A 13,243-nucleotide genomic window follows, 5' to 3' on the forward strand; every position below is an offset into this window, starting at 1 on the left:
TCAAGAACAATGAATGACATGGCAGGTTCCAATTTCGTAGATTACGTAAAGATATTCGCCCGCTCGGGGCACGGCGGCGGCGGCTCGACGCATTTTCGCCGCGAGAAATTCGTGGCTTTCGGCGGTCCCGACGGCGGTGACGGCGGCAAGGGCGGGAGCATCGTCCTGCAAGGCGACAAGCAGTACTGGACGCTCATCCACCTCAAATACCAGCGTCACCAGTTCGCCGAGGACGGCGAGCACGGCTCCGGGGCGCGCTCCTCGGGCAAGGACGCCCGCGACATCGTGATCCCGGTTCCGCTGGGCACGGTCGCCAAGCGCGTTTTCGAGAACGAGGACGGGACTGCGACCACCGAAACGGTGGGCGAGGTGACGGCCGACGGCGAGCGGCTCGTGCTGCTCCGGGGCGGCCGGGGCGGTCTGGGCAACTGGCATTTCAAGAGCGCCACCAACCAGACGCCGCGCTACGCCCAGCCGGGCGAGGAGGGTGAGGAAGGCACGTTCATCCTCGAACTGAAGGTGCTGGCCGACGTGGGGCTGGTGGGCTTCCCCAATGCGGGCAAGTCTACGCTGCTCTCGGTCGTTTCGGCCGCGAAGCCCAAGATCGCCGACTACGCCTTCACGACGCTGGAGCCGAACCTCGGTATCGTCGAGGTCCGCGACCACAAGTCGTTCGTCATGGCCGACATTCCGGGCATCATCGAGGGTGCGCACGAGGGCCGCGGTCTCGGAACCCGTTTCCTGCGCCATATCGAGCGCAATTCGGTGCTGTTGTTCCTGATTCCCGCCGACAGCGACGACATCCGCCGCGACTACGACGTCCTGCTGGGCGAACTGACGCAGTACAATCCCGAACTGCTGGACAAGGAGCGTCTGCTGGCCGTCACCAAATGCGACATGCTCGACGAGGACCTGATCGCCGAGATGCGCGGCCACCTGCCCGAAGGCGTGCCGTCGGTCTTCATCTCGTCGGTCTCGGGGCTGAACATCCCGCGGCTCAAGGATATGCTGTGGGAGGCGTTGCAGCGGTAACCCCCGCCCGCGTTGTCCGCGTTGTCCGCGCCGGACGCCCGGCGGTTCGGCGTGTTGCTGCGGAATGCGCTGCCGTGCCGGAAAACTCCGCTTCGCGGTTGGTGACGCGCAGGGTGTATTTCCCGGCGAAATAGTCGATGATTCCATACAAGGAGCCTGTGCCCTGGGGCAGAGGCTCCTTTGCGTAGACGCAGGTCGCGGCGGTCCGCACGGTGAAGGTTCGGCCCCGGGTGTCGACGATCTCGCGCTCGGTGGCGACGGCGCGGCCCGTCTCCGGGTCGGTGTCGCACCAGGTTTTCCCGGCGTCGGCGAAACGCACGTCGTCGAAACGGACGCGTGTGTCGATGTGCCGGGCCGAGACGGCGTCGAACGTAAGGAGCTGTGCGGAGGGTGTCTCGCCGCCGGGCGGTTCGGTGCGGATGTACCGCGCCAGCTCTTCGCGCGGAATGCACCCTGCGCCGCCGTCGCCGGGTGTCGTTCCCAGCTGGATTTTCCCGCCGTAGTCGCACAGCGTAAGGCCGTTGCAGCGTACGGTCGCCACGATGCCGAACGGATAGAGGTCTGCCAGCGGGGAGCCTTCCGCGGCGATCGAGATGCCGCCCGAGGCGTCTTCGACGACGATCGTCCTGTGAAATTCGCCGTAGAGGTCATTGGCCGTGACGAATCCGCGGATGGTGATGTCCTGCGCTATCGCGACGCTGCTCTTCCCGTCGCAGAGCGATTTGAGGTAGGCGACCGAATTCTGCGGCTCCGGAGGACGGACCGTGAATTCGGGCTGCGTGGCCCGGTCGCATCCGGCCGGCAGCGTCAGCAGGACCGGCAGCGTCAGCAGGCTAATGCGTGCAGTCGTTCTCATCGCGCAGTTTGAGGATGTAACGCCCGTCGCCCGCGGCGTCGTACTGGAGAATGCCCGTCAGCGAGACCGTGCCGGCAGGCACTTCGGCGTCGGCGAAACGGGCGTATCGGCGGACGTAGGTGTAGACGGCGTTGCCGTCGGCGTCGGTGAAGCGTTTGTAGCCCGCCCAGGTTGCCGCCGAAAGGTCTTCGGGGGTGTAGCGCACGCCGTCGATGCGGACGAGCGTGCCGCAGCGGCTTTCCGTCAGCGCGGGAATGGCAAGCGGGGCAGGGGAGGGCGCAGCCAGGGCTTCGCCGCTGCGGACCAGCACGGAGCCGAGCGCCGCCCGGGAGCCGATGTAGTCCGTTGCGTAGCCGCTTCCGGCGGCGGGCGGACGTCCCGCCTGCAACACCCCGCGGCTTTCGGCGACGGCGAGTCCCCGGAGCGAAAGCGTTACGCGGCTTCCTATGGGGAAGTCGTTGTGCAGATGGTCGATACCGGCCATCACTTCAAGTCCCGCTTCAGCGTCGCAGATGCAGAGCGTGCGGTAGAAATTCTCCGCGCGGTCGCAACTCGCGACCCTCCCCGTGACGACGATGTCGCCCGTAACGGTGAAGGGCGTGCCCGCATAGCGGTCGCGCAGCGCGGCGATGGTCTCCGTCGCGGGTTTCCCCTCGCCGTCGTCGTCCGGTTCCCCGAACCGGGAGTCGTAGCACCCGGTCAGCAGGAGCGCGGCGACGGCGCCGAAAAAAGGTATGGGACGGAAGTGAAACATATTTTTACGCAATGCGGTGATTCATACGGACCCCGGCCGGTTTGCCGTTAAGCCCTTCCCCGGGAGAGGGGCGGACCGGTGAACGACGCCGGAGGCGGCGATAACGACCGGACCGAAGCGGGATGCGGCGTGTCGCGCGGAAGCGTATCCGGCAATGTTATTGTTCGATACGCGAATCTTTCAGTCCCAGGAAGTAGAGGATGCCGTCCAGCCCGATGGTCGAGATCGACTGTCGGGCCGTGGCCTTTACCTTGGGTTTGGCGTGGAAGGCGATGCCCAGGCCCGCGAGGTTGAGCATCGGCAGGTCGTTGGCGCCGTCGCCGACGGCCACCGACTGGGCGATGTTGATCTCCTCGAACTGGCACAGCAGCCGCAGCAGTTCAGCCTTGCGGCGTCCGTCGACCACCTCGCCGACATAGCGTCCCGTGAGGCGTCCGTCCTCGATCTCCAATTCGTTGGCGTAGACATAGTCGAAGCCGTATTTCTGCCGGAGGTAGTTGCCGAAATAGGTGAATCCGCCGGAGAGGATCGCCGTTTTGTAACCCACGCGTTTGAGAATGGTCATCATGCGCTCCAGCCCCTCGGTGATCGGCAGGCTGCGGGCGATCTCCTCCATGACCGAGACGTCCAGTCCCTTGAGCAGCGCGACCCTCTGCGAAAAGCTTTCGCGGAAATCAATCTCGCCGCGCATGGCGCTGGCCGTGATTTCGCGCACCTTGTCGCCCACGCCCGCGCGCTCGGCCAGTTCGTCGATCACCTCGGTCTCGATCAGCGTCGAGTCCATGTCGAAGCAGATCAGGCGGCGGCTGCGGCGGTAGATGTCGTCCTTCTGGAACGAGACGTCGAGACCGATCTCCGAGAGGTTCATAAATCCCTCCTGCATCGTGCTGCGTTCCTGGTCGGTGAGCGATCCGCGCACCGAGAGCTCGATGCACGACTTGGCGGCGCGGTCGTCCTCGCAGAGGGGCATGCGGCCCGTGAGGCGTTTGATGGCGTCGATGTTCAGCCCGTGCTCGGCCACGACCTTCGTCACCTCGGCGATGTGGCGTGCCGTGACGGTGCGGCCCAGCAGGGTGATGATGTAGCGGTTTTTGCCCTGACGGCCCACCCAGTCGTTGTAGCGTTCCTCGGAGATGGGCGTGAAACGGATCATCACGCCCAGTTCCGACGCCTTGAACAACAGCTCCTTCATAATGCTTCCCGACTTGTCGGCCGTGGTCTTGATCAGGATGCCGAGCGTCAGCGACTGGTGGATGTTGGCCTGTCCGATGTCGAGGATGAAGGCGTCGTAGCGTGCGAGGATCTCGGTGAGCGACGAGGTCATGCCCGGTTTGTCTTCACCCGAAATGTTGATCTGGATAATTTCAACGTTGTTCTGCATCGTATAATGTATGGTGTTTTCCGGCGCTTTCTGCAAAAAGCGCAGACAAAGTTAATAAAGTTCTCTTTTTTTTGGCTATTTTTGCCTCACAAACTTAAAAAACGGAATTATGTGGACATTTTTAGCGGCCGAAGAACCTGCCTCGCTGATCGTGCCGGACAGTGTGCAGAAAGCGAATCTGGCCGAAGCGGTCAATAAGATCGTGAACATGGATTTCAGCACTTTGTTCGGCTCGCTGATTCGTGAATCGCTCTGGATTCTTGTCAAGGTTCTCATTGCGCTGGCCATCTATTTCATCGGGCGCTGGCTCGTGCGCCGCTTCCTGCGGCTGATCGACGTGGCTATGCAGCACCGCAATGTCGACATTTCGCTGCGTTCGTTCACGCGTAATACCGTCAGCGCGTTCTTCACGCTGCTGCTCATCCTGATCGTCGTGTCGACGCTGGGCGTCAACGTGACATCGCTCATCGCCGTCGCGTCGGCCGCCACGCTGGCCATCGGTATGGCTTTGAGCGGCACGGCCCAGAACTTTGCCGGCGGGGTGATGATCCTGCTGATGAAACCCTACCGCATCGGCGACTACATCTCGGCGCAGGGACAGTCGGGAACCGTGCGCGACATCAAGCTCTTCTCGACGGTGATCGCCACGGCCGACAACCAGACGATCTACATTCCCAACAACTCGATCGCGACGGCCATCATCGACAACTATTCCACCTCCGAGACGCGCCGCGTGGACTGGACCGTGGGCATCTCCTACGGCGACGACGTGGATGTGGCCCGCAAGGCCGTCCTTTCGATGCTGGCCGCCGATCCGCGCGTCCTGCCCGATCCCGCCCCGGTGGTGTGGGTCGCTGCGCTGGCCGACAGTTCGGTGAACCTCTCGATCCGCGCATGGGTGAAGAACGCTGACTACTGGAACGTCTTTTTCGAGCATAACGAGCAGTTCTACAAGGAGCTGCCGAAGGCCGGCATCAACTTCCCGTTCCCGCAGATGGACGTGCACCTGACCAAAGAGTAGGGTATGAAAACGCACCTTTTCACCGTTCTTGCGGCAATGAGCCTTTCGGCCTGCAATCCTGACCGGGGACCCGAGTATACGACCCCGGCGGAATTCGGCGAGGTGACCGTGTCGCCGCAGATCATGGCCTTCGATTCGGAGGTCCGGGTGAAGGTGTCCGTTTCGTGCCCCTACGGGCTGCGCAACGTCTGCATTCTCTACATGCTCGACGGCGACGAGTCCGACGTGAGGACCGTCGCGAAGACCGAGCCGCCAGCCGACGTCACCTCGTTCGATTACGAGGGAGTCATTCCCCGGCAGAGAGCCGGCCGGAAAGTGACTTTCCGGATACGTGCCATCACGGCATACAATGTGCCCTCCTATACGCAGCTTCGGGAATATACGGTTCCCGACGAAGAGGAGGAAGAATCCGAACAACCCATTTAAACAACGAAATAGCAATTTTATGGAACTGAAAGAGATTCTGGCCATTTCGGGCCAGCCCGGACTTTATAAATTCGTGGCGCAGTCCGTGCGCGGCGTGATCGTCGAGTCGCTGCTCGACGGACGGCGCATGAATGCCTCGGCGAATGCCAAGGTGAGCGCCCTTTCGGAGATTTCGATGTTCACCGAAGGCGAGGACATTGCGCTGGCCGACGTTTTCACCCGGATCTACGCCCACACGGGCGGCAAGGAGGCGATCAGCCCCAAGGAGTCGCCCGAGAAGCTGAAAGCCGCGTTTGCCGAGGTGCTTCCCGAGTACGACCGCGACCGGGTGCATGTTTCGGACATCAAGAAGTGTTTCGCGTGGTACAACACGCTGGTCGGGGCGGGATTCACGGAGTTCAAACTTCCGGCCGAGAACGAATAGCGAAAAATATCCCGGCCCGTGCCGGGACGAACCGAAAGCCGCTGCGGCTTTCATAAAGACCTGTCGTTATGGAGAGGAAAACGAAAGTGCTGGCACTGGTTGCCCACGACAACATGAAACGCGACCTGGCGGAGTGGGTCGACTGGAACAGCCGCAAGTTGAGCCGCCACCATTTGGTATGTACGGGTACGACCGGCAAGATGGTCGAAAAGACCCTGCGCGACCACCGGGAGGAGCACGAGGACGAGACGGAGGAGAAACCCGAGCTGAAAATCACGCTGCTCAAGTCGGGTCCGCTGGGCGGCGACCAGCAGCTGGGGTCGCTCATCGCCGACGGAAAGATCAATGCGCTGATTTTCTTCTGGGACCCGATGTCGGCCCAGCCGCACGACGTCGACGTGAAGGCGCTGCTGCGTCTGGCGACGCTTTACAACGTCCCGACGGCCATCAACCGTTCGTCGGCCGATTTCCTGATCTCCTCGCCGCTGTACGAGGACGACGGCTACGAACCCGTCGTGAAGGATTACAAGGCCTATGTCGAGCGGGTGCTGAAATAGGCGATGGATTTGAAAAGGGAACGGGCGTGAATTTCACGCCCGTTCCCTTTTTTCGCTATTAAGTGTACGCAGAGGTTGTTTTTGCAGGAATCCGGAGCGTTTACTCCATGTCCAGCGGCATGGATTCGATGACCGCTTTGTTGGCGGCCTTGAGCCGTTCGGGAAGCACCTTCATCACCTTGCGGTCGTAGGTGAACAGACCGTTCACTTCGCCCTCCACGTCGGTGGTCTGGGTGTAGACGGCGCCCGAGAAGCCCAGACGCACGTATTTGATCAGGCTTTTGGCGTATTTCTCATACTCTGCCGTCACCTCCTCCGGGGTCTTGAACTGCACGTAGCCCCAGTTGCGCTTGTTCCACCAGAGGTGTCCCTCCATGGGCAGCCCGATGCCGCCGTATTCGCCCAGCACGTTCACGCGCTGCGGATCGAAGAGTTTCATGGCGGGACCCGGGTAGTTGTGCAGGTCGAGCATGTGGCCGCAGGGACGGTGGTTGCCGCCGCTGGCGGGGTTGACCAGACGCGAAGGATCGTACTCCATGGTCCAGTTCACGATGCGCTCGGTGTCGAACTGGCCCCATGCCTCGTTGAAGGGAACCCATACCACGACGCTCGGGGAAGACATGCAGAAATCCATGATCTCCTTCCACTCCTTGCTGAAGTTGTCCTTCGACTCCTGCGTGCGGTTCTTGTCCGTACCGCCGTTGTAGGTGTACATTTCCCACTTGTTGCCCATGTCTCCCGAGGGCATGTCCTGCCATACGAGGATGCCTTCGCGGTCGCAGTGGTAGTACCAGCGCGCCGGCTCGACCTTCACGTGCTTGCGGATCATGTTGTAGCCCAGCTCCTTGGTCTTCAGAATGTCGAACAGCAGCGCTTCGTCGGTCGGTGCGGTGAAAAGTCCGTCGGGCCACCAACCCTGGTCGAGCGGACCGAAGTGGAAGAGCGGTTTGTCGTTGAGCGTCATGCGGAGGATGCCGCCCTTGTCGCGCTTGGTTCCGATCTTGCGCATGGCGGTGTACGAATCGACCTTGTCGACGGTTTTCCCGCCCTGCCTGAGCGACACTTCCATGTCGTAGAGGAACGGCGAGTCGGGGCTCCAGAGTTTCGGCTCGGCGATGCCCAGACGCAGCGGGTTTCCGGGAAGTCCCGTCGCCGAAGCCACGAGCTTGCCCTTGTCGAGGATCTTCACCTCCACCAGATCGCCCGTCGTGCAGTTTTCGGCCGCCACGGTTACGGCGATGTTCTTCTGGTCCAGGTTGGGAATGGCCTTGATGCCCGAGATGTGGCTCTTCGCAACCGGTTCGATCCACACGGTCTGCCAGATGCCGCTGACCGGCGTGTACCAGATGCCGTTGGGGTTCAGCACCTGCTTTCCGCGGGGCTGGTATCCCTTGTCCGTGCCGTCGAACACGCGTACGACCAGCTTCTGCTCGCCTTTGGCCTTGAGATAGGGGGTGATGTCGAGCGAAAAGGGCGTGAAGCCGCCCGTGTGCGAGCCTGCAAGGATGTCGTTCACGAATACGTCGGCTTTCCAGTCCACCGCGCCGAAGTTCAGCAGCACGTTGCTGCCTTTCCAGGCGGCGGGCACGCTGAACGTGCGGCGGTACCAGAGTTCATCCTTCTCGGTGAGGCCCTTCTGCACGCCCGACAGCGAGGATTCGACAGCGAAGGGGACGAGGATCTTTCCGTCCATCGTTTTCGGTTCCATGGCGCCGACGGGTTTGATGGCATAGTCCCACAGGCCGTTGAGATTCACCCACTGCGAGCGTACCATCTGCGGACGCGGGTATTCGGGAAGCACGTTGGCCGGGTCGACCTTTTCGGCCCATGGCGTCTTGATTTTGTCGCCCACGGGTTTCCACTGGGCAAAGGTGCACAGCATGCTCAGTGCTGCCACGGTTGTCAGAATTGTTTTTTTTCATTACTGATTGATAAAAGGATTGAATATAGTGTTTACTGTCTCTTCTTCTTGAACTGTCCGGGGTAAGGCTCTACCATGCAGCGCTTTGCCCAGGCTTCATACGCTTTGGCCATCGCTTCGACCTTTGCGGGGGCCTGCTCCGGATTTTCGAGCACGTATATCTGATGGTTGCCCGTATTGCCGTCGTCGGCGCTCAAATAGATATACCATCAGGTTCGCGATCCGGCGCAGCGACATGGCGTTTACGGGAGCTTTCATGGTTGGGTTGGTTTTAAAATCCTAATTTACGAATACAAATTTCGTAAATTAAAATTTTTTACCTGCCATATTTTGATCAGAAAAAAGCAAGATTTAGTCAAAATGCCCCGCAGGGGTCCGGTTGGCGGAAAACTGTCGTCGATTGGTCAAATATTGGTGCCCCGGAACGGCTGATGTATTTATATTTGTATGCCAATCGAAATCGTGCATTATTTCATGCTATTCTTCAAACGCCCGGCTTTCGGCCGAATCTACGCCTTCGAGGTGGACGGCTACGGGAACCGCACCGGCCTGCTCAACAGCATTACGGTCGAGTAGGGACCGGTATGATTCCGATGAAAAAGCGGGGCCGCATACATTGCGGCCCCGCTTTTTCACAGGTTGTGCGACAGCGGTGCCGGAACCGCTTCGCTCAAATCGTAGCCGCCCCAGCGGCAGGCGATCTCGTCGAGCGTGGCGAACAGCTCGGCGGTGTCGAGCGATGTCACGAGTTTCAGCCGTGTGGACTTGAAGTCGGGCAGCCCCTTGAAATAGTTGGTCATGTGACGCCGCATTTCGAGGATTCCGACATGGTCACCCTTGATTTCGAGCGATTTCTGTAAATGTTCCTTCGCGATGGCCACGCGTTCCGCGACCGACGGCTGCGGCAGCGCTTCGCCCGTCGAGAGGTAGTGCTTCACTTCGCGGAATATCCACGGCCGGCCGTAGGTCGCCCGGCCGATCATCACGCCGTCCACGCCGTAGCGGTCGAACATCTCGCGGGCTTTCGGACCTGAATCGACGTCGCCGTTGCCGATGATCGGAATGCGTATCTGCGGGTTGTTCTTCACCTTGCCGATCAGCGTCCAGTCGGCCTCGCCGCGGTACATCTGCGCCCGCGTGCGCCCGTGAATGGTGAGGGCCGCAATGCCGACATCCTGCAACCGCAGGGCTATCTCTTCGATGTTTTTCGACTCCTCGTCCCATCCGAGGCGGGTTTTCACCGTCACGGGCTTCTTCACCGCCGCGACGATCCGGCGCGTCATCTCGACCATCAGCGGCACGTCGCGCATCATCCCCGACCCGGCTCCGCGCCCGGCGATCTTCTTCACCGGGCAGCCGAAATTGATGTCGATCACGTCGGGACCGGCCGCCTCGGCCATGCGCGCCGCCTCGACCATCGGGTCGATCAGGTGGCCGTATATCTGAATGCCCACGGGGCGTTCCGCGTCGTCGATTTCGAGTTTCTTGAGCGATTTCGCCGCGTCGCGGATCAGCCCGTCCGACGAGATGAACTCGGTGTAGACCATGTCGGCGCCGAAGCGTTTGCACATGTAGCGGAACGACGGGTCGGTCACGTCCTCCATCGGAGCGAGCAGCAAGGCGCGTTCGCCCAGTTCTATATTTGCGATTTTCATGGCTGTTGTTTCTGGCTGACGAGGATTTTGTCGATGCGCGCGCCGTCCATGTCCACGATTTCGAACGTGAAGCCGTTCCATTCCAGTTTCTCTCCCGTGACGGGAATGTGGGCCAGTTGGTCGAGGATCAGGCCGCTGACGGTGTTGTAGGCGTTGCAGGGCAGGGCGTTTTCCAGACCGAACCAGTCGAGAAAGTCGTAGAAAGGGCATTGCCCGTCGACCAGACAGCTGCCGTCCTCGCGCCGGACGATGTCCGGCTCCTCGCGCGGGTCGGGCAGTTCGCCGACCAGGGCTTCGAAAATGTCGCGCAGGGTGATGATGCCGCGCGTCACGCCGAATTCGTCGCAGATGATGCCGTAGCCCAGCTGCTCCGTGCGCAACTGTTCGAGGGCGTTGTAGACCTCGAACCCTTCGTGGAAGAATTTCGCCGGAGCGACCAGCCTGCGCAGGTCGAATCCCTCGTCGCCCAGATGCAGGAAGAGGTCTTTGAGGCAGACCACGCCCAGCAGTTTGTCGAGACTTCCCTCGCCGACGGGGTAGCGGTTGTGGGGCGCTCGGGCCACCGTCTCGCGGATCTGCGCCGCGGACGCCGCCGCGTCGATCCATGCCAGTTCGCTGCGGTGGGTCATGATCGACTCCACGGTGCGGTCGCCCAGCGAGAAGACGCGGCCCATGATCTGCTGTTCGACCGCCTGCACCTCGCCGTCCTCGGCGCCTTCCTGGATGATCGAACGGATTTCCGCCTCGGTGACCTTGCTCTCGGCCCGTTGCAGGCCCAGCAGGCGGGCGACGCCCGCCGTGCTTCTGGAGAGCAGCCACACGAAGGGCGACGCCGCGACCGAAAGCAGCCGCATCGGCCGCGCGACGATTTTTGCGGCCCGCTCGGCGGCGTTCATGCCGATGCGTTTGGGGACCAGTTCGCCGAATATGATCGTGAGGTAGGTGACCGCGATGACGATAGTGACCTGCGCCGTGACGGTCGCCGTGCGCAGCGGAATGCCCAGCCGGGCCAGCTCTCCGCCGAATTTCGCCGCCAGCGTGTCGCCGGAGTAAATACCCGTGAGAATGCCGATCAGGGTGATGCCGATCTGTACGGTCGAGAGGAACCGGTCGGGGTCTTTGGCCAGTTTCAGGGCCTGGCGGGCGCCTGCGCTGCCTTGCCGGGCCTGCATCTCCAGATTCGAGCGGCGGGCCGATATGAGCGCGATCTCCGACATGGCGAACAGCCCGTTGAGCAGGATCAGCAGCAGAATGACGAGAATTTCCATGGAATGTCTTGTCGGTTTGTGTCGCAAAGATAATGGATGTCGGGCTAAAACCAAAGAATATGGTCCCGAGGGAATTGCTTATTCGCTGAAAAACGCTAAATTTGCAGGCAAAATCTATTGGATATGAATATCGAAACCTTTATTTCGGATGCGGTCCGCCGATCGGTGGAGGCGCTTTACGGTGAGCTTGGCGACGAGCAGTTGCAGATTCAGAAGACCCGCAGGGAGTTCGAGGGCGACTATACCCTCGTAACCTTTCCGCTGCTCCGGCGAAGCCGCAAGTCGCCCGAAGCCACCGCGACCGAAATCGGCGAATACATGGCGGCCAACGTCCCCGAGATCGCGTCGTTCAACGTGATCAAAGGTTTCCTCAACCTTTCGCTCGACAGCGCGTTCTGGGCGGCCCGCTTCGCCGAGGTCGCCGCCGACGAACGTTTCGGGCAGGCTCCCGCGACGGGCCGTACCGTGATGGTCGAGTACTCGTCGCCCAACACCAACAAGCCGCTCCATCTGGGGCATATCCGCAACAACCTGCTGGGTTACTCCGTGGCGCAGATTCTCAAGGCCAACGGCCATACGGTCATCAAGGCCAATCTGGTGAACGACCGCGGCATCCACATCTGCAAGTCGATGCTGGCGTGGAAGCTCTACGGAAACGGCGAAACCCCGGCATCGTCGGGGATGAAGGGCGATCACCTCGTGGGCAAGTACTACGTGGAGTTCGATAAACACTACAAGGCGCAGATCAGGGAGCTGGTCGCGCAGGGACAGCCGGAGGACGAGGCCAAGAAAAACGCCCCGATCATGCTCCAGGCGCAGGAGATGCTGCGCAAGTGGGAGGCCCGGGACCCCGAGGTGTACTCGCTCTGGGAGACGATGAACGGCTGGGTTTACGAGGGCTTCGACGTGACCTACAAGGCGTTGGGCGTCGATTTCGACAAGGTCTATTACGAGTCGCAGACCTACCTGCTGGGCAAGTCGCTCGTCGAGGAGGGGCTTAAAAAGGGTGTCTTCTACCGCCGTCCCGACAATTCGGTGTGGATCGACCTCACGGCCGACGGACTGGACGAGAAACTGCTGCTGCGCGGCGACGGCACGTCGGTCTACATGACGCAGGACCTCGGCACGGCTTTCCGCCGCTTCGAGGACAATAGGCTCGACGACATGATCTACGTCGTGGGCAACGAGCAGAACTACCACTTCCAGGTGCTGAAACTGGTGCTCAAGAAATTGGGCTACGCCGACTGGAGCGATCATATCACCCACCTCTCCTACGGCATGGTGGAGCTTCCCGAGGGCAAGATGAAGTCGCGCGAGGGTACGGTGGTCGACGCCGACGACCTGATCGAAGGCATGGTCTCGACGGCCCGCGAGATGTCGGCCGAGCTGGGCAAGCTCGACGGATGCTCGGAGGAGGAGGCCAATGCCGTTTCGACGATGGTCGGGCTGGGTGCGCTCAAGTACTTTATATTAAAGGTCGATCCCAAGAAAACGATGCTGTTCGATCCCCGCGAGTCGATCGACTTCAACGGCAATACGGGTCCTTTCATCCAGTACACCCATGCGCGCATCCGCTCGGTGCTTCGCAAGGCCGCCGAGGCGGGCATCGACTTCGGAGGAGCCGCCACGGCGGATTACCTGCGCGAGGAGATCGACCTGGTGAAGTCGCTGACGGAGTATCCGTCTGTGGTGAAGTCCGCGGGCGAGAACTTCGCGCCGTCGGTCGTCGGGGCCTATGTCTACGAGCTGGCCAAGCAGTTCAATGGCTATTATCACGACCATTCGATCCTCAAGGAGGAGAACGCCGGGGTGCGCACGATGCGTCTCCAGCTGGCGCAGCAGGTCGCCCGCGTCATCAAGGAGGGCATGAAACTGCTGGGCATCGACGTCCCCGAACGCATGTAACGCATTCTGTGATAATGAAAAACGGAGGTTTCGCTGAAACCTC

14 protein-coding genes are annotated in these 13,243 nt (G+C 61.1%); 7 read left to right on the plus strand and 7 right to left on the minus strand.

Annotated elements, in window-relative coordinates:
• The first annotated feature begins 18 nt into the window (after window positions 1–18).
• Window positions 19–1,032, plus strand: a complete 1,014-nt coding sequence (gene obgE, locus BHV64_RS02580; protein ID WP_022062452.1) for a GTPase ObgE — start codon at window positions 19–21, stop codon at window positions 1,030–1,032.
• Here the strand turns inward: obgE and BHV64_RS02585 are convergent.
• The 3 genes from BHV64_RS02585 to serB form a co-directional block, all read right to left on the minus strand.
• Window positions 998–1,888: a DUF5689 domain-containing protein gene (locus tag BHV64_RS02585; RefSeq protein ID WP_288115540.1), complete on the minus strand. Its 891-nt coding sequence runs from the start codon at window positions 1,886–1,888 to the stop codon at window positions 998–1,000. The genes obgE and BHV64_RS02585 overlap by 35 nt on opposite strands.
• Window positions 1,866–2,642 (minus strand): DUF5689 domain-containing protein, encoded by a 777-nt coding sequence (locus BHV64_RS02590; RefSeq protein WP_149887149.1) that lies wholly within the window; start codon window positions 2,640–2,642, stop codon window positions 1,866–1,868. The genes BHV64_RS02585 and BHV64_RS02590 overlap by 23 nt, the downstream gene beginning before the upstream one ends.
• Window positions 2,643–2,799: 157 nt before the next feature.
• Window positions 2,800–4,023, minus strand: coding sequence for a phosphoserine phosphatase SerB (gene serB / locus BHV64_RS02595; protein WP_044054862.1), 1,224 nt, complete (start codon window positions 4,021–4,023; stop codon window positions 2,800–2,802).
• A gap of 109 nt (window positions 4,024–4,132) precedes the next feature.
• On the opposite strand from serB, the gene BHV64_RS02600 reads away from it, so the two are divergent.
• The 4 genes from BHV64_RS02600 to BHV64_RS02615 all read left to right on the plus strand — a co-directional run bounded on the left by BHV64_RS02600 (window position 4,133) and on the right by BHV64_RS02615 (window position 6,451).
• Window positions 4,133–5,044: a mechanosensitive ion channel family protein gene (locus tag BHV64_RS02600; protein ID WP_015547753.1), complete on the plus strand. Its 912-nt coding sequence runs from the start codon at window positions 4,133–4,135 to the stop codon at window positions 5,042–5,044.
• Window positions 5,045–5,047: 3 nt separating this feature from the next.
• Window positions 5,048–5,470: a hypothetical protein gene (locus tag BHV64_RS02605; protein WP_217727174.1), complete on the plus strand. Its 423-nt coding sequence runs from the start codon at window positions 5,048–5,050 to the stop codon at window positions 5,468–5,470.
• A gap of 19 nt (window positions 5,471–5,489) precedes the next feature.
• Window positions 5,490–5,894 (plus strand): DUF5606 family protein, encoded by a 405-nt coding sequence (locus BHV64_RS02610; RefSeq protein ID WP_015547751.1) that lies wholly within the window; start codon window positions 5,490–5,492, stop codon window positions 5,892–5,894.
• Window positions 5,895–5,962: 68 nt separating this feature from the next.
• A complete protein-coding gene (locus BHV64_RS02615; protein ID WP_022062448.1) occupies window positions 5,963–6,451 on the plus strand; it encodes a methylglyoxal synthase in 489 nt (162 codons plus the stop codon).
• A gap of 100 nt (window positions 6,452–6,551) precedes the next feature.
• Here BHV64_RS02615 and BHV64_RS02620 read toward each other — a convergent pair whose 3' ends face one another.
• Window positions 6,552–8,333: a glycoside hydrolase family 2 protein gene (locus tag BHV64_RS02620; protein WP_288115544.1), complete on the minus strand. Its 1,782-nt coding sequence runs from the start codon at window positions 8,331–8,333 to the stop codon at window positions 6,552–6,554.
• 71 nt (window positions 8,334–8,404) lie between these two features.
• A complete protein-coding gene (locus BHV64_RS02625; RefSeq protein WP_153811583.1) occupies window positions 8,405–8,569 on the minus strand; it encodes a hypothetical protein in 165 nt (54 codons plus the stop codon).
• A 250-nt stretch (window positions 8,570–8,819) separates the two neighbouring features.
• On the opposite strand from BHV64_RS02625, the gene BHV64_RS02630 reads away from it, so the two are divergent.
• The gene (locus tag BHV64_RS02630) at window positions 8,820–8,948 is read left to right on the plus strand and encodes a hypothetical protein (protein WP_015547748.1); all 129 of its coding nucleotides are present in this window, start codon (window positions 8,820–8,822) and stop codon (window positions 8,946–8,948) included.
• A 56-nt stretch (window positions 8,949–9,004) separates the two neighbouring features.
• Here BHV64_RS02630 and dusB read toward each other — a convergent pair whose 3' ends face one another.
• A complete protein-coding gene (dusB, locus tag BHV64_RS02635) occupies window positions 9,005–10,027 on the minus strand; it encodes a tRNA dihydrouridine synthase DusB (RefSeq protein ID WP_015547747.1) in 1,023 nt (340 codons plus the stop codon).
• Complete coding sequence (locus BHV64_RS02640; RefSeq protein WP_217727176.1) at window positions 10,024–11,295, minus strand: hemolysin family protein; 1,272 nt, start codon at window positions 11,293–11,295, stop codon at window positions 10,024–10,026. The genes dusB and BHV64_RS02640 overlap by 4 nt, the downstream gene beginning before the upstream one ends.
• A 123-nt stretch (window positions 11,296–11,418) precedes the next feature.
• On the opposite strand from BHV64_RS02640, the gene argS reads away from it, so the two are divergent.
• Complete coding sequence (gene argS / locus BHV64_RS02645; protein ID WP_015547745.1) at window positions 11,419–13,200, plus strand: arginine--tRNA ligase; 1,782 nt, start codon at window positions 11,419–11,421, stop codon at window positions 13,198–13,200.
• Window positions 13,201–13,243 lie beyond the last annotated feature (43 nt).

The sequence above is a fragment of the Alistipes sp. 56_sp_Nov_56_25 genome (assembly GCF_001915285.1).
GTDB classification, from domain to species: Bacteria; Bacteroidota; Bacteroidia; order Bacteroidales; family Rikenellaceae; genus Alistipes; species Alistipes shahii.

What these genes read in the sequence shown, in the direction of transcription:
- obgE (WP_022062452.1), top strand. Translation starts at nt 19, where the DNA reads ATGGCAGGTTCCAATTTCGTAGATTACGTAAAGATATTCGCCCGCTCG.
- BHV64_RS02585 (WP_288115540.1), bottom strand. Translation starts at nt 1,888, where the DNA reads ATGAGAACGACTGCACGCATTAGCCTGCTGACGCTGCCGGTCCTGCTG.
- BHV64_RS02590 (WP_149887149.1), bottom strand. Translation starts at nt 2,642, where the DNA reads ATGTTTCACTTCCGTCCCATACCTTTTTTCGGCGCCGTCGCCGCGCTC.
- serB (WP_044054862.1), bottom strand. Translation starts at nt 4,023, where the DNA reads ATGCAGAACAACGTTGAAATTATCCAGATCAACATTTCGGGTGAAGAC.
- BHV64_RS02600 (WP_015547753.1), top strand. Translation starts at nt 4,133, where the DNA reads ATGTGGACATTTTTAGCGGCCGAAGAACCTGCCTCGCTGATCGTGCCG.
- BHV64_RS02605 (WP_217727174.1), top strand. Translation starts at nt 5,048, where the DNA reads ATGAAAACGCACCTTTTCACCGTTCTTGCGGCAATGAGCCTTTCGGCC.
- BHV64_RS02610 (WP_015547751.1), top strand. Translation starts at nt 5,490, where the DNA reads ATGGAACTGAAAGAGATTCTGGCCATTTCGGGCCAGCCCGGACTTTAT.
- BHV64_RS02615 (WP_022062448.1), top strand. Translation starts at nt 5,963, where the DNA reads ATGGAGAGGAAAACGAAAGTGCTGGCACTGGTTGCCCACGACAACATG.
- BHV64_RS02620 (WP_288115544.1), bottom strand. Translation starts at nt 8,333, where the DNA reads ATGCTGTGCACCTTTGCCCAGTGGAAACCCGTGGGCGACAAAATCAAG.
- BHV64_RS02630 (WP_015547748.1), top strand. Translation starts at nt 8,820, where the DNA reads ATGCCAATCGAAATCGTGCATTATTTCATGCTATTCTTCAAACGCCCG.
- dusB (WP_015547747.1), bottom strand. Translation starts at nt 10,027, where the DNA reads ATGAAAATCGCAAATATAGAACTGGGCGAACGCGCCTTGCTGCTCGCT.
- BHV64_RS02640 (WP_217727176.1), bottom strand. Translation starts at nt 11,295, where the DNA reads ATGGAAATTCTCGTCATTCTGCTGCTGATCCTGCTCAACGGGCTGTTC.
- argS (WP_015547745.1), top strand. Translation starts at nt 11,419, where the DNA reads ATGAATATCGAAACCTTTATTTCGGATGCGGTCCGCCGATCGGTGGAG.